Genomic DNA, 26,759 nt, shown 5'->3' with positions numbered 1-26,759 from the left:
CCACCTGGGGGGACCCCGTATGAGCGCCGAAGGCGACCAGCAGCGCATCCTCGTCGTCGACGACGAACCGGCCGTACGCGAGGCCCTGCGCCGCAGCCTGGCCTTCGAGGGGTACGGCACGCAGACCGCCGTCGACGGGCTCGACGCCCTCGACAAGGCGGACTCGTACGCCCCCGACCTGATCATCCTGGACATCCAGATGCCGCGGATGGACGGTCTGACGGCCGCCCGCCGGCTGCGCGCCGCCGGCAGCACCACGCCGGTCCTGATGCTGACCGCCCGCGATACGGTCGGCGACCGCGTCACCGGCCTCGACGCGGGCGCCGACGACTACCTGGTCAAGCCGTTCGAGCTGGACGAGCTCTTCGCCCGGGTGCGCGCCCTGCTGCGCCGCAGCTCCTACGCGGCCCCCTCCGGCGGCGACGGCGGGCCCGGGGACGCCGACGCGCTGACCTTCGGCGACCTGCGCATGGACCTCGCCACCCGCGAGGTCACCCGCGGCGGCCGCCCGGTGGAGCTGACCCGTACCGAGTTCACCCTGCTGGAGATGTTCCTCGCGCACCCGCGCCAGGTCCTGACCCGCGAGCAGATCCTCAAGACCGTATGGGGCTTCGACTTCGAGCCCAGCTCCAACTCCCTGGACGTGTACGTGATGTACCTGCGCCGCAAGACCGAGGCCGGGGGCGAGCCCCGCCTGGTCCACACCGTGCGCGGGGTGGGCTACGTCCTGCGCGCCGCGGGGGCCGGCGACACCGGCGGTCCGGAGTGAGCCCCACCGCCAGATTCCGCGCCCTGCCGCTCCGCTCCCGCCTCGCCCTGCTGGTCACCGTCGCGGTGGCGCTGGCCGTCGCGGCGGTCGCCTGCGTCAGCTGGTTCATGGTCCGCACGCAGCTGAACGACCAGCTGAACAGCTCCCTGCGCTCCACCAACGCCCAGGCGCAGGCGAGCCAGACGCTGACCGGGCTCGGGTGCCGGGAGAAGGCGCCCGGCCCCTGGGAGAACAACCTGAGCGCACCCGTGCAGATCGTGCTGCCCACGGGTGGGCGCTGCTGGGTGGACGGAAAGAACACGCTCCCCGTCACCGACTACGACCTCGAGGTGGCCAAGGGGCTGCGCGGCGCGGTCCTGTACGACGGCAAGACGACGGACGGCACCCCCGTACGCGTCTACACCCAGCCCGTGGAGCTGTCCGCCGGGCCGGCCGCACAGAAGTCCATCGCCGCCATCTCAGTGGCCAAGCCCCTCTCGGACATCACCGAACCGCTGTCCACCCTGGCCTGGGTGCTGGTCTTCGTCTCCGGCGTCGGCATCCTCGGCGCGGGCGTCGCCGGCCTGTGGGTGGCCCGTACGGGCCTGCGCCCGGTCGACGAACTGACCGGCGCCGTCGAGCACATCGCCCGCACCGAGGACCTCACCGTCCGCATCCCCGACGAGGGCGACGACGAGATCGCCCGGCTGTCGCGCTCCTTCAACTCCATGACGGCCGCGCTCGCCTCCTCCCAGGAGCGCCAGGCCCAGCTGATCGCGGACGCCGGGCACGAGCTGCGCACCCCGCTCACCTCGCTGCGCACCAACATCGAGCTGCTGGCGCGCAGCGAGGAGACCGGCCGGGCCATCCCGCCGGAGGACCGCAGGGAGCTGCTCGCCTCGGTCAAGGCACAGATGACGGAACTGGCCTCGCTGATCGGCGACTTGCAGGAGCTGTCCCGCCCGGACGCGGCCGCCCCGGGCCCCCTCGGGGTGGTGGCCCTGCACGAGATCGCGGGCACGGCGCTGTCCCGGGCCCGGCTGCGCGGTCCGGAGCTGGATTTCGACTCGGACCTGGCGCCCTGGTACGTACGCGGCGAGGCGGCGGCCCTGGAGCGGGCCGTCGTCAACGTCCTCGACAACGCGGTGAAGTTCAGCCCGCCGGGCAGCACGGTCACGGTGTCGCTGCGCGCGGGCGAGCTGACCGTACGGGACCGCGGCCCCGGCATCCCGGCCGACGACCTCCCGCACGTCTTCGAGCGCTTCTGGCGCTCCCCGTCCGCCCGGGCCCTGCCCGGCAGCGGCCTCGGCCTGTCCATCGTGGCCCGTACGGTCCAGCGCGCGGGCGGCACGGCCGCCCTGCGCGCCCCGGCGGACGGCGGCCCGGGAACGGAGGCGGTCCTCAGCATCCCGGGCGCCCCGGCTCCGCCGCCCGCGCAGTCGTCAGTTGTGCCGGATCAGTGAGGCGACCAGGCCGGAGCGGGTGTTCGGGAAGTCCATCGGGACGATCCCGAGCCCGGTCCGGCCGGCCAGTTCGGAGCCGTCGACGAAGGCGTGCACCTGCGGGTTCAGGCGGTCGGAGTTCCAGCGGGGCGGCAGGGCCGCGGCCGTGCTCGTGTAGTTCATGAAGAACCTGCCCGGCTGCTGGACGGCCTTGCGGAAGTGGTTCTCGATCTTTCCCCGTTTGGCGAAGGGCTCGGCCATGTAGTCGTCCTGGATGTCGAAGACGTTGCCGTCGCCGTAGCGCAGGCCGCCCGGAAGGCCGCCGTTGTCGGGGAGCAGCAGCACCTTGCCGCGGACCTGGCCGAGGGTGGGGAGCGAGTCCGCGATCTTGAAGAGCGGGCTCCAGCCCCGGTTGTTCAGGTAGTCGTCGAAGACGGCGCGGAAGGTCGCGTTGTTCTCCTCCGAGTACTCCTGCTTGAGCCGCATCAGCACGGTCTCGGAGGGGTGCGCGGCGAGGAAGTTCCAGCAGGCGGCGAGGACGTCGCCGAACATCAGGTTCTGGTAGTACGCGCCGTGGTGGATCGCGAACGATCCGCCGGTCACCCGGCAGCGGACGTCGAGGAAGCGGATCCCGGAGCCGAGCTGGTCGGCGATGGAGGTGTTCTGGCAGGCGACGTAGAGCCCGCCCCGGGTGGCGCCCGAGTCGTGGGTGCCGGGGATGGTCATCCGCTGGAGGGCGGTGGAGTCGCCCAGGCCGCGCATCCAGTCCTGGGTGGAGAGTGCGCTCGCTGCGCTGGCGCCCGCTGCCGTGCCGGTGGCCCCGGTGGCAGCCGAGGCGGTCCCGGCGCCCGCGCCGAGCAGGGTCGCGCCGCCCAGGGCCGCCGCCCCCGCCAGGAAGCCGCGCCGCCGCAGCCCCGTACCCGCGCCGCCCGCATCCGTGCCCGTGCCCACGCCCATGCCCGCGCCCATGCCCGCCCCTTTGCCGACCCAGTGGTGGCCCGGATTATGGCGTGCGGAGCCATCCATTACTACCCACGGGTAGTACTCAGCTTTCGAGCAACTCCGCCATCAGGCGCAGCCCTTGGGCGAGGGACCGGCCGTCCGGCGCATGTTCCGGGTCGGTCAGGCACTGCACCATCACCCCGGTCAGCAGCGCGATGTGCACCGACCCGAGGCTCTGTACGTCCTCCTCCGCGACCTCCTCGACGGGGACTCCGCGCAGCTGCGCGGCCACCATGCGCCGGTTGCGACGCTGGCCCTCGGCCAGGACCGCGAGCAGCTCCGGTGAGGACTGTGCGTGCACGAAGGCCTCGACGGAAGCGGTCCACAGCCAGCGCATCTCGCCGAAGTCCCGGATCTTGCGGTCCCAGGTGTCGGCGTAGCGCTCCCGCGCGGTGTCACCCTGCCCGACGAGCCGGCCCGATCCCGCGGCCCACTCGTCCATGGCCGCGAACAGCGCCTGGTTGAGCAGCACCTCGCGGGTGCCGAAGTGGTAGCCGATCGCGGCCATGCTCACCTGCGCGGCCGAGGCGATGTCGCGCACGGTCGTCCGGAGGTACCCCTTCTCCTCCAGGCAGCGCCGGGCTCCGGCCAGCAGGTCCTCGCGATTTCCCATGGCCGGATCGTAGCCGCGCCAGAGATTTGGGCATGCGCGCTACACGTGCGTATTGTGCGCTTGCCCAAATCCTGGCAGGCTGAACTCACGCCCACCGACCAGCACACACGGGGAGAGCAAAGCCATGCGCCACGAGCTGAAGATCGACGGCCGCACCTTGTCCTACCTGGACTTCGGCGGGCCCGGCCGCCCGCTGCTCGCCCTGCACGGCGGCATGTCCGAGGGCCTCGCCTTCGCCGCGCTCGCCGAGGCCCTGGGCGACACCTGGCGGGTCATCGCCCCCGACCAGCGGGGCCACGGGGACTCCGACCGGGCCGCCGACTACAGCCGTGCCGGTTACGTCTCCGACACCGTCGCCCTGCTCGACCACCTCGGACTGGACGCACCCGTCGCCCTCCTCGGCTACTCACTCGGCGGACTCAACGCCGTCCACCTGGCCGCCGCCCACCCCGAGCGGATCTCACTGCTCGTCGCCGTGGACGCCGCCATGGAGATCGACCCCGCCGACAGCGCGTGGATGGCCTTCCTGCGGGGCATGCGGTACACCGCCCCCACCCGCGAGGAACTCCTCGAGGCGGCCGGGCCGGTGGGCTCCCAGTTCGTGGCCCAGGCCCTGCGCCCGCTGGCCGCGGGAGGCTGGCGGCTGCCGTTCCACCCGCAGGACATGCTCGACTCCGTCGAGGCCTGCCGCGGCGACCACCGGGCCGCCTGGCTCGCGAGCGGCTGCCCGGCCCTGCTGATCCACGGCACGCGCAGCACCTCCCTGCCACAGGCGCAGGCCGACGCGATGGTCACCCAGCGGCCCGGGACCTCGTACACGCCCCTGGACGGCGACCACTTCCTGCCGTTCACGCACCCCGCCGAGTTCCACGAGGCCGTCCGCGCCTTCCTGGCAGCGCACTGAGGACTCCGGGAACGCCGAAGGGGCGGCAGGCCAGTGGCCCACCGCCCCTTCTCCCGCTCAGGTGTTACTTGATGACCGTGATCCGGTCCGCCACCGGCGGGGCCAGCGGCGCGGCCGCCGAGGAGTGCCCGGCCAGGTAGGCGTTGAAGATGTCCAGGTCGGACGCGCCGACCAGCTTGTTCTTGTGCTCCTTCAGGACGCCGAAGCCGTCACCGCCGCCCGCGAGGAACTCGTTCATCGCGACCCGGTAGGTCCGGGCGGGGTCGATGGCCTCGCCGTTCAGCTTCACCGAGTCCACGACGATGCGCTCGGCGCCCGCCTTGGTGGTGTCCAGGGTGTAGGAGAAGCCCTTGGAGACCTGAAGGATCTTCGGGCTCACCCCGTTGACCGGGCCGCTGACCTGCTGCTGCAGCGCGGTGATCAGCTGGGCGCCGGTCAGGTCGACGACCGTCATCATGTTGGTGAACGGCTGGACCGTGTACGACTCCCCGTACGTCACCACCCCGTCGCCCTCGGCACCGGCGGCCTTGTAGGCCAGGTCCGCGCGGATGCCGCCCGGGTTCATGATGGCGAGCTGGGCGCCGCCCTTGGCCTCCGGGGCCAGGGCCTCCAGCTGCGCGTCGGCGATCACGTCACCGAGCGGCTTCTCGTACTCCGACGAGCCGCGGCCCGGGATGTCGGCCGAGATGTAGCCCATCGGACGGTTCGCGATCGGCGCGGCCAGCGCGTTCCAGCGCTCGATCAGCGCGGTCAGGTCCGGGGCCTTGGGCTGGTCCCGGGTGACGACCTTCTGGACCGCCTTCGGCGACGTGACCGGCGTACGGACGATGTCCTTGGTCGCGCGGTCGTACGTCAGGGTGGTGTCCGTGAACAGCCGGCCGTACGAGGCGGCCGAGGTGACCGTGCGCGGCTTGCCCGCCGGGTCGGGGATGTTGCACGCGTACGCCTGGTGCGTGTGGCCGGTGACCAGGGCGTCGACCTTCGGCGAGATGTTCTTCGCGATGTCGACGATGGCCCCGGAGATGCCGGCGCCGGCACCCGGCACGTCACAGTCGTAGTTGTACGCGCCGCTCGCGGGCAGGCCGCCCTCGTGGATCAGCGCCACGATCGACTTCACGCCCTGCTTGTTCAGCTCCTCGGCGTACTTGTTGACCGTCTCGACCTCGTCGCCGAACTTGAGGCCCTTGACCCCGTCGGCGGTCACGATGTCGGGGGTGCCCTCCAGGGTGACGCCGATGAAGCCGATCTTCACGTCCCCCTTCTTCCAGATGAAGGTGGGGTTCATCATCGGGCGCTTGGTCTTCTCGTCCACCACGTTCGCGGCGAGGTACTTGAAGTCGGCGCCGCCGAACTCCTTGCCGTACTCGAAGCAGCCCTCGACCGGGTGGCAGCCGCCGTACTGCATGCGGCGCAGCTCGGTCTTGCCCTCGTCGAACTCGTGGTTGCCGACGCCGCTCACGTCCAGGTCGAGGTCGTTGAGCGCCTCGATCGCCGGCTCGTCGTGGAAGAGGCCCGACACCATCGGGCTGGCGCCGATCATGTCGCCGGCCGCGGCGGTGACGGAGTAGCGGTGGCCCTTGCGGGCCTCGCGCAGGCTGGTGGCGAGGTACTCGACACCGCCCGCGGGTATGGCCTTGGTGGTGCCGTCGGCCTGACGCTCGGTCACGGTGCCCGAGGAGCCCTGCGGGGGCTCCAGCGTGCCGTGGAGGTCGTTGAACGACAGCATCTGTACGTCGACGGTGCGGCCGTTGTCACGGCCGTATCCGTCACCACTCGCGGCTCCGGCCGGAAGGGCGGCGGCGATCATCGCACCGCCCGCCGTGGCAGCGGCGAGAGCGGTGAGGGCCAACCGGCGGTTTCGGCGGTGCCGTTGTGGCGTCGCTGACATTTGGTCCCCTTTGTGGACAGCGATACATCTTGGGAGGTCTGCCGAAGCCTAGAGTCAACGCGCGTAGCGCGACAGGGGTACCGGGTATCGAGCTGGTTACACGCAGGAGACGAGCACCCGGCGGCGGGGCTGTCCGTCGGCTGTCCGTCGGCTATCCGTCGGCTGTCCGCAGGCTGTTGGCGGGCCGTTGGCAGGCCGTTCGCGGCCGGTTCGCGCGGCCGTCCGGGCGCCCGTCCGGGCCGCACCCCACCGCTCCCCCACCGTGGTCGTAGGCTCGGTTCCATGACTGACGACGCAGCAGTGGTCCTGGAGCCGGGACGGCAGATCCAGACCCTCGACGAACTGACGGACGAACAGGCCGACGCCGTTCTCGCCCTGATCGAGGACGCGGCCCGCACCGACGGCACCACCGCCGTGTCCGAGCAGGGCCGGCTCCAGCTGCGCGGCGGAGCGCGGGAGGGGATCCGCCACTTCCTCCTCACCTCCGACGGGCGGCTCGCCGGATACGGGCAACTGGAGGACACCGACCCGGTGGAGGCCCCCGCCGCCGAGCTCGTCGTGCACCCCGCGATGCGCGGGCGCGGGCACGGGCGGGCGCTGGGCACCGCCCTGCTGGCCGCCTCCGGCAAGCGGATCCGGGTGTGGGCGCACGGCGGCAAGTCAGCGGCCCGCCACCTCGCTCAGGTGCTCGGCCTGACCCTGTTCCGCGAACTGCGCCAGCTCCGCCGCCCGCTCGGCGAGTACACAGCCCCCCTGCCGGAGGCCGTCCTCCCCGCGGGAGTGACCGTACGCACCTTCGTGCCCGGCACCGACGACGCCGCCTGGCTGGCCGTCAACGCGGAGGCCTTCGCCCACCACCCCGAGCAGGGCTCGCTCACGCAGCGGGACCTGAACGACCGCATCGCGCAGCCCTGGTTCGACGCCAACGGCTTCTTCCTCGCGGAGCGCGACGGCGAAGTGATCGGCTTCCACTGGACCAAGGTGCACGCCGAGCAGCAGCTGGGCGAGGTCTACGTCCTCGGGGTACGCCCCGGCGCGCAGGGCGGCGGCCTCGGCAAGGCCCTCACCGCGATCGGCCTGCGCCACCTGGCCGGGGCCGGCCTGCCCACGGCGATGCTCTACGTCGACGCCGACAACCCGGCGGCCCTCGCCGTCTACGCGGGCCTCGGCTTCTCCACCCACGAGGTGGACCTGATGTACCGCACGGAGAGCTGACCCACACCCGAGCCGGGAGCCGGGCCTCCCACCCGGACCCGGCTCCCCGGCTCCCCGGCTCCCCGGCTCCCCGGCTCCCCGGCTCCCCAGCTCCCCAGCTCCCCAGCTCCCCAGCTACTCGGCTACTCGGCTACTCGACTACTCGGCTCCCCGGCTACTCGGCTACTCGGCTACTCGGCGCCCAGCTTGCAGGCGCTCTCCGCGGTCGCCTTGGTCACCGCGCTGCCCTCGGTCAGGCCGGTCACACACTCGTCCTGGGCCCCGGTCAACGCGATGTAGCACGAGGCGCGGACGGATGCCGGAGCCTCGCCGCCCTTCAGCTCCCGCTCGACCTGGTTGATACAGGCCGAAACGTCCGCGGGAGCACCCTGGGCGGCGGGGGCCGTCAGGGCCGCACCTCCCAGGGCAAGGGTCAGACCGGTGAGGACACCTGCGATACGGATCGACGTGCGCATGGGACGAACCTGCTCTCCGGGATCACCACGCGGCCGACACCAGGGCCCGGACCTGGACCCGGATCTGGACCTGCCCGGACCTGCCCGGACCCGGACCCGACCCGGACCCGACCCGGACCCGGACCCGGACCCGACCCCGACCCGGACCCGGACCCGCCCCGGACCCGGACCCGGACCCGGACCCGGACCTGGACCTGGTCCTGGATCTGCCCGGACCTCGACCTGGCCTCCCCCGGGCCTGAGCTGCCGGTACCTGGACGTGGAGCTGCCCGGACCCGGACATGCCGGCCCACGCGGGAACGGCGCCGAGCGCGCGCGGCCGCGTACGGCCCCGGGCCCGGTCCCCGTACCGGACCGGCTCGGCAGGACATCCCTCCCTCCTAGCGACGCTAGAACACCCCCCGCCCCCACGCACCCGCTGCACCCGCTGGGGGCGTCAGCCCCGCTCCGCGGGCGCAGCCCCGGCTCCCCCGCTCCCGGTCGGCACCAGCCGACCCCCGCCCGGACCCTGGAAGCCATACGCCATTAACCGGGCATTAATGCGCGGTCGCGAAGCTGACCGCATGCAGCCCCGACTCCGACTGACGGCCGACACTTCCGACGCGCCTGTCCTCCCGCGCGCGCGGAAGAATGGAGTCATGAGCCACAAGCCCAGCGCAGCCCCTTCCGAGGTCCCCGCCCAGCAGCCGGCGCACAAGTTCGCCTCGCCGTCCGCACCCAGCGCCGCCGATGTCTCCGATTCCGCGGCCGCGCGCGCCGCCACGCCCGAGGCCGTCGCCGCGCGCGCCGCCACCGGCGCCCATGCCCGCCTGGGGTCGATAGCCGCCCACCGCCCGCACGTCGATCTGGAACCGGATCTCGACGCGGACCTGGACGCCTACGACGAGAAGGACACCGGAGAGCTGCCCCCGGGCCGCTTCCTCGACCGGGAGCGCAGCTGGCTCGCCTTCAACGAGCGCGTCCTGGAGCTCGCCGAGGACCCCGCCACGCCCCTCCTGGAGCGCGCGAACTTCCTGGCGATCTTCGCCAGCAACCTCGACGAGTTCTTCATGGTCCGCGTCGCCGGCCTCAAGCGCCGCATCGCGACCGGCGTCGCCACCCGTTCGGCCTCAGGCCTGCAGCCCCGTGAGGTCCTCGACCTCATCTGGACCCGCTCCCGCGAGCTCATGGCCCGCCACGCCGCCTGCTTCCAGCAGGACATCTCCCCGCAGCTCGCCGAAGAAGGCGTCCACCTCATCCGGTGGCCCGACCTCACCGAGAAGGAGCAGGCGCGCCTCTTCACCCTGTTCCGCAACCAGATCTTCCCGGTGCTCACCCCGCTGGCCGTGGACCCCGCGCACCCGTTCCCGTACATCTCCGGCCTGTCCCTGAACCTGGCCGTGGTCGTACGCAATCCCGTCAGCGGCCACCGTCACTTCGCCCGGGTCAAGGTCCCCCCGCTCCTCTCCCGCTTCCTGGAGGCCTCCCCGCAGCGCTACGTCCCCCTCGAGGACGTCATCGCCGCGCACCTGGAGGAGCTGTTCCCCGGCATGGAGGTGCTCGCGCACCACATGTTCCGCGTGACCCGCAACGAGGACCTCGAAGTGGAAGAGGACGACGCGGAGAACCTCCTCCAGGCCCTCGAAAAGGAACTGATGCGGCGCCGCTTCGGCCCGCCGGTGCGCCTGGAGGTCGAGGAGTCCATCGACCCCGGGGTCCTGGACCTGCTCGTGCAGGAGCTGAAGGTCAACCCGTCCGAGGTGTACCCGCTCCCCGGCCCCCTCGACCTCACCGCCCTGTTCGGGATCGCCTCCCTGGACCGCCCGGAGCTGAAGTTCCCGAAGTTCGTCGCCGGCACGCACCGCGACCTCGCCGAGGTCGAGTCCGCGTCCGCGCCCGACATCTTCGCCGCGCTGCGCGAACGCGACGTGCTCCTGCACCACCCGTACGACTCCTTCTCCACCTCCGTGCAGGCCTTCCTGGAGCAGGCCGCCGCCGACCCGGACGTCCTGGCGATCAAGCAGACGCTGTACCGGACCTCCGGCGACTCCCCGATCGTGGACGCCCTGATCGACGCCGCCGAATCCGGCAAGCAGGTCCTCGTACTCGTCGAGATCAAGGCCCGCTTCGACGAGCAGGCCAACATCAAGTGGGCCCGCAAGCTCGAAGAATCCGGCTGCCACGTCGTCTACGGCCTCGTCGGCCTCAAGACGCACTGCAAGCTGTCGCTCGTCGTCCGCCAGGAGGGCGACACGCTGCGCCGCTACTCCCACGTCGGCACCGGCAACTACCACCCCAAGACGGCACGCCTCTACGAGGACCTCGGCCTGCTCACCGCCGACTCCCAGGTCGGCGCGGACCTCTCCGACCTCTTCAACCGGCTCTCCGGCTACTCGCGCCGCGAGACCTACCGCCGGCTGATCGTGGCCCCGCGCTCGCTGCGCGACGGCCTGGTCTCCCGGATCGACAAGGAGGCGGCCCACCACAGGGCGGGCCGCCCCGCGTACGTCCGGCTCAAGATGAACTCGATCGTCGACGAGGCGCTCATCGACTCCCTCTACCGGGCCTCGCGGGCGGGCGTGCCCATCGACATCTGGGTCCGCGGCATCTGCGCGATCCGCCCCGGTGTCCCCGGGCTCTCGGACAACATCCGGGTCCGCTCGATCCTCGGCCGCTTCCTGGAGCACTCCCGGGTCTTCGCCTTCGGCAACGGCGGCGAGCCCGAGGTGTACATAGGCAGCGCCGACATGATGCACCGCAACCTCGACCGCCGCATCGAGGCACTGGTCAGGGTCGCCGACCCGGCCCACCGCGCGGCACTGGACCGGCTGCTGGAAACCGGCATGTCCGACGCCACCACCTCCTGGCACCTGGGCCCGGACGGCGAATGGACCCGGCACAGCACGGACGGCGAGGGCCAGCCGCTGCGGCACGTTCAGGAGATGCTCATTGACGCCCGGAGGCGCCGGCGTGGCTCAGCCAAATCATGACCTGACCGCGACGACGGCAGGCACCGTACTCGGTACGTACCTGCGTGCGCAGGCCACCGCGTTCCTGCGGGGCCTGCGCCTGCACGAGGAGGGCGCCGCGACCGGCGGCGCCGAGGGCAGCGAGGCGGCGCGCAGCCTGCGGGGGGCTGCGCGCCGGATCTCCTGCTCCCTGTCCACCTTCAGGGCGGTGGCCGATTCCTCCTGGGCGGATTCGCTGCGCACCGAGCTGGTCTGGCTCTCGACGACCCTGGCCGACGAGCACGCGTACGCGGCCCGGCTGTCACGGCTGATGGACGCCCTGCAGCGGCTGTCCGGGAGCCCCGAGGTACCGGCGCCCAGGGGTACGGCGGGCTCGCTGACCGTGGGCTCGGCGCGCGCGGGCGCCCTGCTGGAGCGCCAGCTCACCCTGGCCCGTACCCGGGCCCACTCCGCGACCCTGCACGCGCTCGGCTCCTCCCGCTTCCACGCGGTCGCGGACGCGGTGGCGGTACTGGCCTCCGAGGTCCCGCTGGACCCGGTCGCCGCCCGCGGCCGGGTGGACGACGTCCTGGCCCCTCTGGCCGAGGTGGCTCATTCCCGCCTGTCCACGGCGGTCCACTCCCTCCCGGCTCCCTCGCCCTCGCACCCGTACGACGCGGACCACGACGGCTCGTGGAACGAGGTACGCCGCCTGCTGCGCGTCCACCGCTACGCCCAGGAGGCCCTGGGCGGCGACGTGGCCCGCCTGACGGCCGCGGGCGAGGCCCTGACCCTTCACCGGGACGCCGCGGAAGCCGCCGCGGCCTCGGCCACGGCGGCCCGCACCCCCCGCATCGCCCCGGCGACGGCGTACGCCCTGGGCGTCCTGCACGCGGACCAGCGCCACGAGGTCGAAGCCTCCCGCGCCACCTTCCAGCACATCTGGCAGCCGGCCGATTCCAGCCACGCGGGGGTCTGACCCCACTGCCCGCCGACGCCGGCCAAATCCAGCCCCTCCGGCGTTTGAGGAGCGGGGGTCCGGGGGCTGGCCCCCGGCAACGGCGCCGCACGCACCCACGGCGCCGCACGCACCCACGGCGCCGCACGCACCCACGGCGCGGCACGCACCCGTGACGGCCACGCCACCCCCGACACCGCAACGGTCACGCCGCGATAACGGCGGGGTAACAGGAGATGACGCCGGGCCACGCCACCGGCCGGACACACCACCCCGTCCGCCACGGTTCACCATCCGTTCACTTACCCCGGTCGGCCGCTTCACCTGATCTGCCTAACTTCGTAGATGCAGGGAGCGAGTCGCCGCGAAGGCGGACGATTCCTCCAGGCAAACGACGTAGTCCTCTTCGCACGCCGCCCCGATTCAGAAAGCGGCCGGCGGCTTCTGGAAGGAAACACCCGAAAGTGAAGCTTCAGCGCAAGAACATGCTTCGTGCCTCCGCCCTCGGGGCGCTCGTCGTGTCCGGCGCCCTGGTCCTCACGGCGTGCGGCTCGGACGACAACACCAAGACCGACGCCGGCGCCTCGGGCAAGCCTTCCGCCGCCGTGGGCGACATCAAGTGCGAGGGCGCCAAGGGCAAGCTCCTCGCCTCGGGCTCCTCCGCGCAGAAGAACGCGGTCGACCTGTGGGTCAAGAACTACATGGCGGCCTGCCCCGGCGTCGAGGTGAACTACAAGTCCTCCTCCTCCGGTGAGGGCATCGTCGCGTTCAACCAGGGCACCGTCGGCTTCGCCGGCACGGACTCGGCGCTGAAGCCCGAGGCCGTCGAGGAGTCGAAGAAGATCTGCACCGGCGGTCAGGGCATCGACCTGCCGATGGTCGGCGGCCCCATCGCCATCGGCTTCAACGTCGCCGGCGTGGACAAGCTGACGCTGGACGCCCCCACCCTCGCCGCGATCTTCAACGACAAGATCAAGAAGTGGGACGACGAGGCGATCAAGAAGCTGAACCCCGGCGTCACGCTTCCCTCCACCGCGATCCAGGCGTTCCACCGCTCCGAGGACTCGGGCACCACCGAGAACCTCGGCAAGTACCTCAAGGCCGCCGCTCCCGAGGCCTGGACGTACGAGGCCGCGAAGAAGTGGCCGGCCCCGGGTGGCCAGGCCGCCTCCGGCTCCTCCGGCGTCGCCTCGCAGGTCAAGGCCGTTGACGGCGCGATCGGCTACTTCGAGCTCTCGTACGCCTCCTCGCAGAGCATCAAGACCGTGGACGTCGCCACGGGCGCCGCCGCTCCGGTCAAGGCCACGGGCGAGAACGCCTCCAAGGCCATCGCCGCCGCCAAGATCTCCGGCACCGGCGACGACCTGGCGCTGAAGCTCGACTACGCCACCAAGGCCGAGGGCGCCTACCCGATCGTCCTGGTGACCTACGAGGTCGTCTGCGACAAGGGCAACAAGGCCGAGACGCTCCCGACCGTGAAGTCCTTCCTGAACTACACCGCGTCCGACGCGGGCCAGAAGGTCCTGACCGACAACGGCTACGCCCCGATCCCGGCCGAGATCAACGCCAAGGTCCGCGAGATCATCGCGAAGCTCGCCTAATACAGACCCCCGGACCATCCGGTCCGCTCCCCCCGTCCGGGGAGCGGACCGGCCCGGGGACCCTCCCCTCCCACCCAGGGGATCCGGTGCACCGCCGCCAGGGGGCCTGCCCCCCATCCAGACCGGAAAGACCATGGCTTCCACCACACCCACCCAGATAGACACGGCTCCGCCTGTCTCCAAGAGCGGAAGGTCCACCGGCCGCGCCGGTGACAAGATCTTCGCCGGCCTCTCCAAGGGCTCCGGCATCCTGCTCCTGGTGATCATGGCGTCGATCGCCATCTTCCTCACCTACCGCGCCTCCATCGCGCTGGCCGACAACGAGGGCAACTTCCTCACCACGTTCGACTGGAACGCGTCGGCCAATCCCCCCGTCTTCGGCATCGCCGTCCTGCTCTTCGGCACCGTCGTCAGCTCGATCATCGCGATGGCCATCGCGGTTCCGATCGCTGTCGGCATCGCCCTCTTCATCTCGCACTACGCGCCGCGCAAGCTGGCCGCCCCCCTCGCCTACGTGGTCGACCTGCTGGCCGCCGTGCCGTCGATCATCTACGGCATCTGGGGCGCCCTCTTCCTCGTCCCGCAGCTCGCCGGGCTGAACCTCTGGCTCGACGAGTACATGGGCTGGACCTACGTCTTCGACAAGACCCAGGTCGGCGTCGCGCGCTCGCTCTTCACCGTCGGCATCCTGCTCGCGATCATGATCCTGCCGATCGTGACCAGCGTCAGCCGCGAGGTCTTCCTGCAGGTCCCGCGCATGAACGAGGAAGCCGCACTGGCCCTCGGCGCGACCCGCTGGGAAGTCATCCGCATGTCGGTCCTTCCCTTCGGCCGCTCCGGAGTCATCTCCGCCTCGATGCTCGGCCTCGGCCGCGCGCTCGGCGAGACGATGGCCGTCGCGACCGTCCTCTCCCCGAGCTTCCTGATCTCCGGCCACATCCTGGACGCGGGCGGCGGCACGTTCGCGCAGAACATCGCCGCGAAGTTCGACGAGGCCAACGAGTTCGGCCGCGACGCGCTGATCGCCTCCGGCCTCGTGCTCTTCCTGCTCACCCTGCTGGTCAACGGCGCAGCCCGGCTGATCATCGCCCGTCGCAAGGACTTCTCGGGGGCGAACGCCTGATGAGCCACGCACTCCAGGACCCGCGCCCCTCCCGGGCCGCCAAGTCCGCCGCCCCCGGCAGCCTGACGCAGGGCCACCTGCCCCGCTGGGCGCCGGCCGGCATCGCCGTCCTCTCGGTCGCCCTCGGCTGCGGCCTCGGCGTCCTCTTCGGCCTCCACAGCAAGATCCAGTGGGGTCTGTTCGCGGCCGCCCTGTTCGTGATCATCACGTACACGGCCAGCTCGATCGTCGAGAACCGCCGCCAGGCCAAGGACCGGGTCGCGACCTCCGTCGTCTGGGTCTGCTTCGTCCTCGCCCTCGTACCGCTGCTCTCGCTGCTGTGGACGACCATCAGCCGCGGCATGAAGGTCCTCGACGGGGACTTCCTCGGCCACTCGATGAACGGCGTGACCAGCTTCGAGCCCGGCGGCGGCGTCTACCACGCGCTGCTCGGCACCATCGAGCAGGTCGCCCTGGCCACCGCGATCTCGGCCCCCATCGGCCTGCTGACCGCCGTGTACCTGGTCGAGTACGGCAAGGGCCCGCTCGCCAAGGCCGTGACCTTCTTCGTCGACGTCATGACCGGCATCCCCTCCATCGTCGCGGGTCTGTTCATCCTGACGACCTGGAACCTGATGCTCGGCTTCGGCCCCTCCGGCTTCGCGGGCGCCTTGGCCCTGTCGATCCTGATGATGCCCGTCGTGGTCCGCTCCACCGAGGAGATGCTCAAGCTCGTCCCCAACGAGCTGCGCGAGGCGGCCCTCGCCCTCGGTGTGCCGAAGTGGCGCGTGATCGTCAAGGTCGTGCTCCCCACCGCCATCGGCGGTATCGCCACCGGCGTGATGCTGGCCGTCGCCCGTATCGCCGGCGAGACCGCGCCGATCATGCTGCTGGTCTTCGGCACCCAGCTGATCAACAACAACCCCTTCGAAGGTGCCCAGTCCTCGCTCCCCCTGTACATCTGGGAGCAGTACAAGGTCGGCAGTGAAGCCTCCTACGACCGGGCATGGGCCGCAGCGCTCGTCCTGATCGCCTTCGTCATGATCCTCAATCTGGTGGCTCGCGGCATCGCCCGCTGGAAGGCCCCCAAGACCGGTCGCTGACGCGATCAATGAAAGCGAAGTGACCACCATGGCAAAGCGAATCGACGTCAGCGGACTGTCCGCCTTCTACGGCACCCACAAGGCCATCGACGACATCTCGATGACCGTGGAGCCCCGCTCCGTGACGGCCTTCATCGGCCCCTCCGGCTGCGGCAAGTCCACCTTCCTGCGCACCCTGAACCGCATGCACGAGGTCACCCCCGGTGGCCGCGTCGAGGGCAAGGTGCTGCTGGACGACGAGAACCTGTACGGCCCCGGCGTGGACCCGGTCGCGGTCCGCCGCACGGTCGGCATGGTCTTCCAGCGCCCGAACCCCTTCCCCACCATGTCGATCTTCGACAACGTGGCCGCGGGTCTGCGCCTCAACGGCTCCTTCAAGAAGTCCGAGCTCGCCGAGATCGTCGAGAAGTCCCTCCAGGGCGCCAACCTCTGGAACGAGGTCAAGGACCGCCTGAACAAGCCCGGCTCCGGCCTCTCCGGCGGCCAGCAGCAGCGCCTGTGCATCGCCCGCGCCATCGCGGTCGAGCCCCAGGTCCTCCTGATGGACGAGCCCTGCTCGGCCCTCGACCCGATCTCCACCCTCGCCATCGAGGACCTGATCGGCGAGCTCAAGGAGCGCTTCACGATCGTCATCGTGACGCACAACATGCAGCAGGCGGCGCGCGTCTCCGACCGCACGGCCTTCTTCAACCTCTCCGCGGTCGGCCAGCCCGGCAAGCTGATCGAGATCGACGACACGGACCGGATCTTCTCGAACCCGTCCGTGCAGGCGACCGAGGACTACATCTCGGGCCGCTTCGGCTAAACCGGGATGTTGCGAGACGTCCTGCGGTGCTGCATGGCGGTGCCACCGCAAGGCGAAAGAAAGAAAAAGGGCCGGCTCCCCCTGGGTGGGGGGAGCCGGCCCGCTTCTTTTCCCGTCCCCCGCACGCCACCCACCGTGATCTGGATCACAACAACCCTGCCCCCTGCTCGTCGGTCATACGTACGCCAGCGACAAGTTGCGTACCGGAAGCGGCCCTTGCGGCCGCCACCGGACACCGGGGGGATCCTTTGCGTAGTACCAAGTACCTGACGGCCGCCACATGCACCGCGGCCGTGCTGGCCGTCACCGGCCTGTCCCCCGCCACGGCCGCGCCCGCCGCTCCGGCGGCCACGGCGAAGCCCGTGACCAAGGACGCCGCCGACTTCAACGGCGACGGCTACGCCGACCTGGCCATCGGCGCCCCCAAGTCCACCATCAACGGGCTCAAGCGGGCCGGCCTCGTCTCCATCGTCTACGGCTCCCCCACCGGCCTGCGCCACGACAAGCAGCAGCTGATCAGCCGCGCCACCCCCGGCATCCCGGGCGAGCCGACCGACGGCGCCGGGGGCGTCGAGTCCGCCTACGGCGACCTGAACGCCGACACCTACGACGACCTGGCGATCATCTCCTCCGGGAAGATCCTGGTGCTGTGGGGCAGTGCGTCCGGCATCTCGGGCGGCACCGACCTCCCGGCGGGCGCCGGCACCACCCAGTCACCCAGGATCGAAACGAACTCGCTGGCGATCGGGGACATCAACGGCGACGGCAAGGACGACCTCGTCCTGCCCGCCCAGGTCGGCGACCCGTACAAGGCGAACTGGGGCATGGCCACGCGGTTCGGCCCCTTCGACCGCACCACCGGAAAGCCCGCCTCCGCCCAGTTCCGGGACACCCAGGCCAAGGACGGGGTGTCCACCAGTGGAGTCCGCGTGGGCGACATGACCGGCGACGGCATCACCGACATCGTGACGATGGGTACGAGCACCCAGACGAGCGGGGGCTTCAAGGCCCTCCTCCTCAAGGGCACCCCCGCCGGCCTGGTCCAGGGCGGCGCCCTCAACTCGCGGCACGGCGGCTCGTTCGGAGACATCAACGGGGACGGATACCGCGACTTCGTCGGCATGCCCCAGGCGTTCGACTCGAACATGACCGGCGGCATCGCCGTCACCTACGGCGGCCCCGACGGCGTGAGCAAGACCCTGCCCGCCCGCATCTACGACCAGGACACCGCCGGCGTCCCGGGCGTCAACGAGAAGGGCGACCGCTGGGGCAACGACGTCACCCTCGGCGACATCGACCAGGACGGCCACGCCGACCTCGTCGTCGGCGCGTCCTGGGAGTCGGGCACGGACGCGACCAGCAAGGTGGCCGGTGCCGTCACCGTGCTGCGCGGCTCCAAGACCGGCCTGACCGGCACCGGTTCCCAGGTCTTCACCCAGAACTCGGCGGGCATCCCCAGCGCCTCCGAGGAGTCCGACCACTTCGGCGAGGCGGTCACCCTCCTCGACACGAACAAGGACGGCAAGCCCGAGCTGTACGTCGGCGGCAACGGCGAGGACAACTGGGTCGGCCGGGTCTGGCAGCTGCAGAACAGCGGAACCCGCCTGACCGGCACCGGCGCCACGTCCTTCAACCTGGGCGGCGGCTACGGCAGCGCCCACTTCGGCGCCTGGTTCGGCAAGTAGGCAACGCGACGCCTCCGGGCCGGCCCCTTTCGCCAAGGGGCCGGCCCGTACCTCACCGCCCATCGGTTCCACGGGGGGACACCCAGCCCATGCGCACGCGCACGTTCCTCACCACAGCCGCCTGCATCGCCGCCGTCCTGGGCCTCACCAGCCCGACCCCCGTCACCGCGACCCCGCCCGCCTCCCCGTCCACGGCCCGTGACACCGCCGACTTCAACGGCGACGGCTACGACGACCTCGCGATCGGCGCCCACACGGCCACCGTCGACAGCGTCAAGCGGGCCGGCGCCGTCACCGTCGCCTACGGCTCGGCCACCGGCCTGAGGTACGACAAGCCCGCCATCAGCCAGGCCACCCCCGGCGTCCCCGACAGCCCGGTCGAGGACGGCAAGTGGCACGAGGTCGCCGCCCACGGCGACTTCGACGGCGACGGCTACGACGACCTGTACATCCGCTGGACCGACAAGAACACGATCCTCTGGGGCTCCCCGAGCGGCATCACGGGCGCCTCCACCACTCTCCCCGCGGGCAGCCACACGGCCACCGACCCCACACTGCTCGAGGGCGCCTTCGGCAGCGGCGACGTCAACGGCGACGGCACCGCCGACCTCGTCATCCGCTCCCACGGCGGCCTCACCGTCGGCCTGAGCACCCTGTACGGGCCGCTCGACCGCGGCACGGGCCGGGCCGCGTCCACCGTCTTCCGCGACATCGAGAAGGAAGACCAGCTGGGCGGGCCCCGCGCCCTCTTCGTCGCGGACGTCACCGGCGACGGGTTCGCGGACGTCATCGTCAGCGGCGACCGGGACGGCAAGCCCAAGAGCAGAGTCCTCAAGGGCAGTCGCACCGGCCTGGTCAAGGGCAGCGGCACCTTCAAGCAGTACGCGGAGCACTCGAACGTCACCGGCTCCGCCTTCGGCGACCTCAACGGCGACGGGTACCCGGACCTGGCCGTCGGCCTCGCCGCGACGCGCAGCGACATCGAGCGGGATGCCGTCAGCGTGAACTACGGAGGCCCGAAGGGCCTCAACACCACCGCGCCCGCCCGGCTCCTCACCCAGGCCTCCCTCGGCGTCCCGGGCATCGCCGAGCTGGGCGACCTCTGGGGCAGCACCCTGGCGATCACCGACACCGACGGCGACGGATCCGCGGACCTGCTGGTCGGCGCCCCGTACGAGACCGCCGGCGACGAGGCCACCACCGCCCGGTCCGGCGCCCTCACCGTGCTGCGCGGCAGCAGGACCGGCATCACCACCACCGGCGCGCAGACCCTCACCCAGAACACCGTGGGCGTCCCCAGCACGTCCGACAGCAACGACCACTTCGGCTCCGCGCTCACCGCGATCGACACCGACAAGAACGGCGAGACCGAGGTCTACGTCGGCGGCAACGGCGAGGACGTCTACGACGGCCGCGTCTGGAAGCTGCTCACCGTGCCAGGCACCGGCCTCACCGGTACCGGCGCCACCAGCTTCGGCCTGACCGCCTTCGGCGGCAGCTCCGGCGCCTCCAACTTCGGCTACCGCTTCGCAGGCTGACCCTGCACCTCACGGACAAGGGACCTTCGCCCATGCGCAAACACACCCTGCTGACCGCCGTCGCCTGCACGGCCACCGCCCTCAGCCTCACCGGAACCGCCGTGGCGGGCGCCGCGGCACCCGCCACGCCTTCGACGACCGCCGCCACCCCGGCCAAGCCGGCCGACTTCAACGGCGACGGCTACCCCGACCTCGCCGTCGGCGCCCACACCGCCACCGTGAACGGCCTGAAGAGGGCCGGGGCGGTGTCCGTCGTCTACGGCTCGGCCACCGGCTTCCAGTACGACAAGGCCTCCGTCATCAGCCAGGCCACCGATGGCGTCGCGGGCGATCCCCGCGAGACCGGTGTCTGGAGCCACGTCAGTGGCCACGGAGACTTCGACAAGGACGGCTACGACGACCTGCTGGTCGCCGCCTACAGCCGCGTGGAGATCCTCTGGGGCGGCAAGCAGGGCATCACGGGCGCCTCCGCCACCGTCCCGGACGGATCCATGCCCACCGGACCGAACCGCCTCTACGCCGCCACCGCCATCGGCGACGTCAACGGGGACGGCACCCCGGACATCCACTCGGTGACCTGGGGCAACGGCCGCCTCGGCCACGGCCAGGTCACCGAGTTCGGGCCGTTCGACCGGACCACGGGCAAGCCGAAGTCCATCGTCCACCGCGCCACCGACGTCAAGGACGGCCACGACACCAGCTCCGTACACGTCGGCGACATGACCGGCGACGGCATCGCCGACATGGTGATCGGCGGATACACCAAGGAATGGGCGCCCAAGAGGACGCTGTTCAAGGGCACGCGCACCAGCGGCCTGGTCAAGGTGGGCGCCGTCCCCGACGTCACCCCCAGCACCTCCGGCGGCTTCGGCGACATCAACGGTGACGGCCACCAGGACTTCGTCAGGGGCGGCGGCGAGAAGGTGACCGTCACCTACGGCGGCCCGAACGGCCTCAGCACCACCCTCCCGTCCCGCACCTACAGCCAGAGCAGCAGCGGCGTCCCCGGCACCAGCGAGACCGGCGACCTCTTCGGCAACACGGTCACCGTCGCCGACACCGACCAGGACGGCTACGCCGACATCCTCATCGGCGCCCCCGGCGAAACCGGCACCGACCCCGCCACCACCGCCCGCTCCGGCGCCCTCACCATCCTGCGCGGCAGCAAGACCGGCATCACCACCACCGGCGCCAAGTCCTTCACCCAGAACTCCACCGGCATCCCCAGCACCTCCGAACTCGACGACAAGTTCGCCACCACCCTCCGCGTCCTGGACAGCGACAAGAACGGCAAGCCCGAGGTCTACGTCGGCGGACACGGCGAAGACAACTTCACCGGCCGCGTCTGGAAACTCACCACCGACACCACCGGCGTCATCGGCACCGGCGCCACCAGCTTCACCCTCACCGACCTCGGCGGCCCCAAGGGCCTCGCCTCCTTCGGCTTCCGCACCACCGGCTGACCCCGGGCCGACCCACACCTCAACCACTTCCACGGGGGACACCCAACCCATGCGCGCACGCACGCTCCTCACCACGGCCGCCTGCACGGCCGCGGTCCTCGGCGTCACCACCCTGACCCCCGCCACCGCGGCCCCGACGGCTCCCCGGGCGGCCACCGCCCGCGACACCGCCGACTTCAACGCCGACGGCTACCCGGACCTCGTCATCGGCGCCCCCGGGGCCACCGCGGGCGGCGTGAACAAGTCGGGGGCGATGTCCGTGGTCTACGGCTCGGCCACCGGCTTCCAGTACGACAAGGCCTCCGTGATCACTCGGGCCACTGCGGGTGTCCCCGGAGCCCCCAACGATGTCGGCGGATGGGGAAACCCGACCGGCCACGGCGACCTCGACCGCGACGGTTACGACGACCTGGTGGTCGCCTGGTACGACCTGGTGTACGTGTTCTGGGGCAGCAAGCGGGGCATCACCGGCGCCACCACCCTCGTGCCGACAAGTTCCGCCGACGCGATGCCGCCCGGACCGGGCCGCCAGCACGCCTGGGCCGTCGGTGACGTCAACGCAGACGGCGCCCCGGACATCATCTCCTCCACCAGGGGGGACGATCGCACGACCCAGGGGGTGGTGGTCGAGTACGGCCCGTTCAGCCGGACCACTGGCAGGCCCCACTCGTTCGTCACCCACAACACCCTCGCCCAGGAAGGCCAGTGGGCGGACGGGGGACGGGTGGGCGACCTGACCGGCGACGGCATCGCCGACGTCATGGTCTACGGCCTCACGGAGGACGGGAAGCGCAGGACGACGATCTTCAAGGGCACCCGTGACGGACTCGTCAAGTCCGGCAGCGTGGCGGATTACCTGAACGGCGAGATCGGCGACATCAACGGGGACGGATTCCAGGATCACGTCGGTTCGGGCCGCCCCCGCTACAACAACGACGGCGGACAGATCGTCGTCACCTACGGCGGCCCGGACGGTATCAGCACCACCATCCCGTCCCGCATGTACACCCAAAACAGCCCCGGCGTGCCCGGCGTGAACGAGCCCGGGGACCACTTCGGGACGGCGGTCGACGTCGCCGACGTCGACGGGGACGGCTACGCCGACGTCCTCATCGGCTCCCCGCGCGAGATCGGTTCGGGCCCCAGGGCCACCAGGTCCGGTGCCATCACCATGCTGCGCGGCAGCAAGACCGGCATCACCACCACCGGCGCCAAGTCCTTCACCCAGAACTCGGCCGGCATCCCCGACACCTCCGAGATCAACGACAAGTTCGGCCACAGCATCCGCGTCCTGGACAGCGACAAGAACGGCAAGCCGGAGGTCTACGTCGGCGGACCTGGCGAGTACTACTCCGCCGGCCGCGTCTGGCAGCTGAAGACGGACACCACCGGCGTCATGAGCGCCGGCGCCACCATCTTCGGCCTCACCAACCTCGGCGGCCCGAAGGGCTTCGCCGAGTTCGGCTATCGGATCCACGGCTAATCGGAAGGCCACACCCATGCGCAAGCAGAGCCTGACCCTCGCCGCCCTGTGCGCGGCCACCGTCCTCGGCCTCACCGCCCCGACCGCCGTGGCGGCAGCCGCCCCGGCCGCCGCCGGCACCCCGGCCCCGGCCGACTCGGCCGACTTCAACGGCGACGGCTACCCGGACGTGGCGACCAGCGCGCCCACCACCACCGTCTCGGGCCTGGCCCGGGCCGGCGCGGTCGCCGTCCAGTACGGCTCGCCCACCGGCCTCCAGAAGCCCGTACTGATCACCAAGAACACCCCCGGCGTGCCCGGGCTCCCGGCCGACGGCGGCCGGTTCGGCATCCTCCACGGCCAGGGCGACGTGGACGGCGACGGCTACGTCGACCTGCTGGTCGAGGGCGGCGCGGACGCCGAGCACCGCAGCACCGGAATCATGATCCTGCGCGGCAGCAAGGACGGCATCACCGGCCGCTACACCAGCCAGCTGCACAGCGGCGCCTACGCGGTCGGCGGGCCCAGCGTGCACGTCACGGACCCACACATCGGCGACGTCACCGGCGACGGGATCGCCGACATCGTCACCCCGTCCTACAACACCGACGGCAAGTCGGGGCTGGCCATCCTCCAGGGACCCCTCAGCCCCGCCACCAACGAGCCGGCCAGGATCCTGTTCCGCGACACCGAGACCCTGGACAACAGCCCTGCACGGAACCTGCACCTCGGGGACATGACGGGTGACGGCATCGCCGACATCGTCCTCGGCCCCTACGGCACGGGAACGCTCCTCAAGGGCACCCCCGGCGGGCTCGTCAAGGGCGGCTCCCTCGTGGGCTACGGCGCCGGCGGTTCCTTCGGCGACCTCAACAAGGACGGCTACCAGGACTTCGTCAGCGGCGACGGGGGCACCTGGAACACGGCCGACGGCGGCCGGATCGCCGTGACGTACGGCGGTCCGGACGGCGTCAGCACCACGATCCCCGCCCGTGTGTACACCCAGGACACCGCCGGCGTCCCCGGCGTGAGCGAGGTGGGCGACCGCTTCGGGGCCTCCGTCTCCGTCGGCGACACGGACCAGGACGGGTACGCCGACATCGTCATCGGCGCCTCCTACGAGACCGGCTCGGACACCGCGGCCACCTGGTCCGGCTCCGTCACCGTCCTGCGCGGCAGCGCGACCGGGGTCACCACCACCGGCGCGAAGGTACTCACCCAGGACTCGCCGGGCGTCCCCAGCACCTCGGAGAAGGACGACCACTTCGGGTCCGCGGTCAGCGTGATCGACACGGACAAGGACGGCAAGGCCGAGGTGTACGTCGGCGGCTACGGCGAGGACAACTACGCGGGCCGGGTCTGGAAGCTGAAGACCGACGCCACCGGCATCACCGGCACCGGCGCCACCGCCTACAACTTCGCCGACCTCGGCGGCGCGGCCGGCCGCGCACACTTCGGCTTCGCCTTCGGTTCGGGCGGCAGCTACCTCGACCTGCGCACCTGACACGAAAGCCCCGCCGGATCAGCCGATCCGGCGGGGCTCACTGGTGTCCGTACGACTGTGACTCGCGCGGTCACACGAAGGCGAGGTTGACCACCCAGAAGCTGAGCGCCGCGACCAGCGCCGCGGCCGGCATGGTGATGAACCAGCCCAGGATGATGTTCTTGGCGACGCCCCAGCGGACCGCGTTCACCCGCTTGGTCGCCCCCACACCCATGATCGCCGAGGTGATCACGTGGGTGGTGGAGATCGGCGCGTGGAAGAGGAACGCCGAGCCGAACATGATCGAGGCACCGGTGGTCTCCGCCGCGAAGCCCTGCGGCGGGTCCAGCTCGATGATCTTGCGGCCGAGGGTGCGCATGATGCGCCAGCCGCCCGCGTACGTACCCAGCGAGAGCATCACCGCACACGCGATCTTGACCCAGACCGGGATCGCGTCGCCCGCGGTCTGCACGTCGGCGATGACCAGGGCCATCATCACGATGCCCATGGTCTTCTGCGCGTCCTGCAGACCGTGGCCGAGCGCCATGCCGGCCGCGGAGACCGTCTGCGCGATGCGGAAACCGCGCTTGGCCTTGTGCGGGTTGGCACGGCGGAACATCCACATGATGGCGACCATCACCAGGTAGCCGACGACGAGGCCGACCACCGGCGAGATGAACATCGGGATGACGACCTTGTCGACCACGCCCGCCCAGAGCACCTCGGTGCCGCCCGCCAGCGCCGCGCCCACCATGCCGCCGAACAGCGCGTGCGAGGAGGACGAGGGCAGGCCGAAGTACCACGTGATCAGGTTCCACACGATCGCGCCGACGAGCGCCGCGAAGAGGATCCACATGCCCCGGTTGCCGTGGGGCGTCTCGATCAGGCCCTCGCTCACCGTCTTGGCGACCCCGCTGCCGAGGAAGGCACCGGCGAGGTTCATGACCGCGGCCATCGCGAGGGCGGCACGCGGGGTCAGCGCACGGGTCGAGACCGAGGTCGCGATCGCGTTCGCGGAGTCGTGAAAACCATTCGTATACGTAAAGCCGAGCGCGACACCGATGGTCACGACCAGAGCGAAGGTGTCCACGAGGTTCAGGACTCCTTGACCGCGATGGTCTCCACCGTGTTCGCGACGTGCTCGAACGCGTCGGCCGCCTCTTCGAGCACGTCGACGATCTGCTTGAGCTTCAGCACCTCGATGGCGTCGTACTTGCCGTTGAAGAGCTGGGCGAGCAGCTTGCGGTGGATCTGGTCGGCCTGGTTCTCCAGGCGGTTGACCTCGATCCAGTACTCGGTCAGGTTCTCCATCGTGCGCAGGTGGGGCATGGCCTCGGCGGTCAGCTCGGCCGCGCGCGCCAGTACCTCGATCTGCTGCTCGACACCCTTGGGGAGGTCCTCCACGTTGTAGAGGACGACCAGGTCGACCGCCTCCTCCATGAAGTCCATGATGTCGTCGAGGCAGGACGCCAGCTTGTAGATGTCCTCGCGGTCGAACGGCGTAATGAAGGAGGAGTTGAGCTGGTGGAAGATCGCGTGGGTGGCGTCGTCTCCCGCGTGCTCCGCTGCCCGCATCCGCTCCGCGATCTCGGCTCGGGCGGAGGAGTCCGCTCCGAGCAGTTCCATGAGGAGCTTCGAGCCCGTGACGATGTTGTCCGCGGATGCGGCGAACATGTCGTAGAAGCTCGTCTCCCTGGGGGTCAGACGAAATCGCACGTGAGGTCCTCGGGGTGCATTGGATTCGGTCAGGCTGATGCTAGGCGCATCCCCCGGCCACGGCTAACCGGCAGTTCCCCAGTGTCCTCCATCAGGCAGAGTGAGGACGACGGGCCCCTGCCCCTGCGGCCGGGGGCCGGTACCCTATACCCATGAGGGGTATAGGTCCCCCATTCCGGACCACGGGAGGACGCATGACTGCCATCCAGGCGGAGGGCTCCGGAGCCACCACGGCCACGGACACGAGCGCGGATACGGACACGGGCGCGGACACGGGCGTGGAGACGAGCGTGGAGACGAGCGCGGCCACGGACACGAGCGCCGGCGCGGTGCACGGCTACCACCACCAGAAGGACGAGCACCTCAAGCGCCTGCGCCGGATCGAGGGCCAGATCCGGGGGCTCCAGCGCCTCGTCGGCGAGGACGTCTACTGCATCGACATACTCACCCAGGTCTCGGCGAGCACGAAGGCGCTCCAGTCCTTCGCGCTCCAGCTACTGGAGGAGCACCTGCGGCACTGCGTCGCCGACGCCGCCGTCAAGGGCGGGGGAGAGATCGACGCCAAGGTCGAGGAAGCGACGAAGGCGATCGCCCGACTGCTGCGCACCTGACCGCTGGGCACCTGACTGCTGCGCACCTGACTGCTGGG

General features: G+C 71.0%; 22 protein-coding genes. 16 read left to right on the top strand and 6 right to left on the bottom strand.

Annotation, left to right across the window (positions count from 1 at the left end; all coding sequences use genetic code 11):
* Nucleotides 1-19: 19 nt before the first annotated feature.
* Both MTF69_RS30655 and MTF69_RS30650 read left to right on the top strand, forming a co-directional pair.
* Nucleotides 20-769 (top strand): response regulator transcription factor, encoded by a 750-nt coding sequence (locus MTF69_RS30655; RefSeq protein ID WP_243339445.1) that lies wholly within the window; start codon nt 20-22, stop codon nt 767-769.
* On the top strand, nt 766-2,211 hold the full coding sequence (locus MTF69_RS30650) for a cell wall metabolism sensor histidine kinase WalK (protein ID WP_243339444.1): 1,446 nt from the start codon (nt 766-768) through the stop codon (nt 2,209-2,211). Before MTF69_RS30655 ends, MTF69_RS30650 begins: the two co-directional genes overlap by 4 nt.
* Here the strand turns inward: MTF69_RS30650 and MTF69_RS30645 are convergent.
* Nucleotides 2,191-3,147, bottom strand: a complete 957-nt coding sequence (locus tag MTF69_RS30645; protein WP_374324461.1) for a phosphatidylinositol-specific phospholipase C — start codon at nt 3,145-3,147, stop codon at nt 2,191-2,193. The genes MTF69_RS30650 and MTF69_RS30645 overlap by 21 nt on opposite strands.
* Nucleotides 3,148-3,235: 88 nt before the next feature.
* Nucleotides 3,236-3,805 (bottom strand): TetR/AcrR family transcriptional regulator, encoded by a 570-nt coding sequence (locus tag MTF69_RS30640; RefSeq protein WP_243339442.1) that lies wholly within the window; start codon nt 3,803-3,805, stop codon nt 3,236-3,238.
* Nucleotides 3,806-3,929: 124 nt separating this feature from the next.
* On the opposite strand from MTF69_RS30640, the gene MTF69_RS30635 reads away from it, so the two are divergent.
* On the top strand, nt 3,930-4,709 hold the full coding sequence (locus tag MTF69_RS30635) for an alpha/beta fold hydrolase (RefSeq protein ID WP_243339441.1): 780 nt from the start codon (nt 3,930-3,932) through the stop codon (nt 4,707-4,709).
* 64 nt (nt 4,710-4,773) lie between these two features.
* On the opposite strand, the gene MTF69_RS30630 is transcribed toward MTF69_RS30635, so the two are convergent.
* Nucleotides 4,774-6,597 (bottom strand): bifunctional UDP-sugar hydrolase/5'-nucleotidase, encoded by a 1,824-nt coding sequence (locus MTF69_RS30630; protein ID WP_243339440.1) that lies wholly within the window; start codon nt 6,595-6,597, stop codon nt 4,774-4,776.
* 282 nt (nt 6,598-6,879) lie between these two features.
* Between MTF69_RS30630 and mshD the strand changes: the two genes are divergently transcribed.
* Entirely contained in the window at nt 6,880-7,812 is a 933-nt protein-coding gene (gene mshD, locus MTF69_RS30625; RefSeq protein WP_243339439.1) for a mycothiol synthase, read from the top strand.
* 170 nt (nt 7,813-7,982) lie between these two features.
* On the opposite strand, the gene MTF69_RS30620 is transcribed toward mshD, so the two are convergent.
* Nucleotides 7,983-8,267, bottom strand: a complete 285-nt coding sequence (locus MTF69_RS30620) for a hypothetical protein (protein WP_243339438.1) — start codon at nt 8,265-8,267, stop codon at nt 7,983-7,985.
* Between the two features lie 638 nt (nt 8,268-8,905).
* Here MTF69_RS30620 and MTF69_RS30615 point away from each other — a divergent pair.
* The 11 genes from MTF69_RS30615 (at nt 8,906) to MTF69_RS30565 (ending at nt 24,415) form a co-directional block, all read left to right on the top strand.
* Nucleotides 8,906-11,236, top strand: coding sequence for an RNA degradosome polyphosphate kinase (locus tag MTF69_RS30615; RefSeq protein ID WP_243339437.1), 2,331 nt, complete (start codon nt 8,906-8,908; stop codon nt 11,234-11,236).
* Complete coding sequence (locus MTF69_RS30610; RefSeq protein ID WP_243339436.1) at nt 11,217-12,173, top strand: CHAD domain-containing protein; 957 nt, start codon at nt 11,217-11,219, stop codon at nt 12,171-12,173. Before MTF69_RS30615 ends, MTF69_RS30610 begins: the two co-directional genes overlap by 20 nt.
* Before the next feature lie 443 nt (nt 12,174-12,616).
* Nucleotides 12,617-13,753 (top strand): phosphate ABC transporter substrate-binding protein PstS, encoded by a 1,137-nt coding sequence (pstS, locus tag MTF69_RS30605; RefSeq protein WP_243339435.1) that lies wholly within the window; start codon nt 12,617-12,619, stop codon nt 13,751-13,753.
* A gap of 133 nt (nt 13,754-13,886) precedes the next feature.
* Nucleotides 13,887-14,876, top strand: coding sequence for a phosphate ABC transporter permease subunit PstC (gene pstC, locus MTF69_RS30600; protein ID WP_243339434.1), 990 nt, complete (start codon nt 13,887-13,889; stop codon nt 14,874-14,876).
* A complete protein-coding gene (gene pstA, locus MTF69_RS30595) occupies nt 14,876-15,958 on the top strand; it encodes a phosphate ABC transporter permease PstA (RefSeq protein ID WP_243339433.1) in 1,083 nt (360 codons plus the stop codon). Before pstC ends, pstA begins: the two co-directional genes overlap by 1 nt.
* A 28-nt stretch (nt 15,959-15,986) precedes the next feature.
* Entirely contained in the window at nt 15,987-16,763 is a 777-nt protein-coding gene (gene pstB, locus MTF69_RS30590) for a phosphate ABC transporter ATP-binding protein PstB (RefSeq protein ID WP_243339432.1), read from the top strand.
* Between the two features lie 248 nt (nt 16,764-17,011).
* Nucleotides 17,012-18,448 (top strand): FG-GAP-like repeat-containing protein, encoded by a 1,437-nt coding sequence (locus MTF69_RS30585; RefSeq protein WP_243339431.1) that lies wholly within the window; start codon nt 17,012-17,014, stop codon nt 18,446-18,448.
* 89 nt (nt 18,449-18,537) lie between these two features.
* Nucleotides 18,538-19,986 carry an FG-GAP-like repeat-containing protein gene (locus MTF69_RS30580; RefSeq protein ID WP_243339430.1) on the top strand — a complete coding sequence of 483 codons (1,449 nt, stop codon included), beginning with the start codon at nt 18,538-18,540 and terminating at the stop codon, nt 19,984-19,986.
* Nucleotides 19,987-20,018: 32 nt separating this feature from the next.
* Nucleotides 20,019-21,449 (top strand): FG-GAP-like repeat-containing protein, encoded by a 1,431-nt coding sequence (locus MTF69_RS30575; protein ID WP_243339429.1) that lies wholly within the window; start codon nt 20,019-20,021, stop codon nt 21,447-21,449.
* A 49-nt stretch (nt 21,450-21,498) separates the two neighbouring features.
* Nucleotides 21,499-22,932 carry an FG-GAP-like repeat-containing protein gene (locus MTF69_RS30570; protein WP_243339428.1) on the top strand — a complete coding sequence of 478 codons (1,434 nt, stop codon included), beginning with the start codon at nt 21,499-21,501 and terminating at the stop codon, nt 22,930-22,932.
* A 16-nt stretch (nt 22,933-22,948) separates the two neighbouring features.
* Nucleotides 22,949-24,415 (top strand): FG-GAP and VCBS repeat-containing protein, encoded by a 1,467-nt coding sequence (locus MTF69_RS30565; RefSeq protein WP_243339427.1) that lies wholly within the window; start codon nt 22,949-22,951, stop codon nt 24,413-24,415.
* Nucleotides 24,416-24,485: 70 nt separating this feature from the next.
* On the opposite strand, the gene MTF69_RS30560 is transcribed toward MTF69_RS30565, so the two are convergent.
* Together MTF69_RS30560 and MTF69_RS30555 are read right to left on the bottom strand one after the other, a co-directional pair.
* On the bottom strand, nt 24,486-25,484 hold the full coding sequence (locus MTF69_RS30560; protein WP_243339426.1) for an inorganic phosphate transporter: 999 nt from the start codon (nt 25,482-25,484) through the stop codon (nt 24,486-24,488).
* A 5-nt stretch (nt 25,485-25,489) separates the two neighbouring features.
* Entirely contained in the window at nt 25,490-26,110 is a 621-nt protein-coding gene (locus MTF69_RS30555; protein WP_243339425.1) for a DUF47 domain-containing protein, read from the bottom strand.
* A gap of 194 nt (nt 26,111-26,304) precedes the next feature.
* Here MTF69_RS30555 and MTF69_RS30550 point away from each other — a divergent pair, with 194 nt between their 5' ends.
* Complete coding sequence (locus MTF69_RS30550; RefSeq protein WP_243339424.1) at nt 26,305-26,721, top strand: metal-sensitive transcriptional regulator; 417 nt, start codon at nt 26,305-26,307, stop codon at nt 26,719-26,721.
* Nucleotides 26,722-26,759 lie beyond the last annotated feature (38 nt).

Origin of the sequence: Streptomyces sp. AP-93, assembly GCF_022808175.1 — a bacterium.
Lineage (GTDB): Bacteria > Actinomycetota > Actinomycetes > Streptomycetales > Streptomycetaceae > Streptomyces.
The sequence above is the reverse complement of the archived record's forward strand: the minus strand, read 5'-3'. Positions and strand labels throughout refer to the sequence as shown.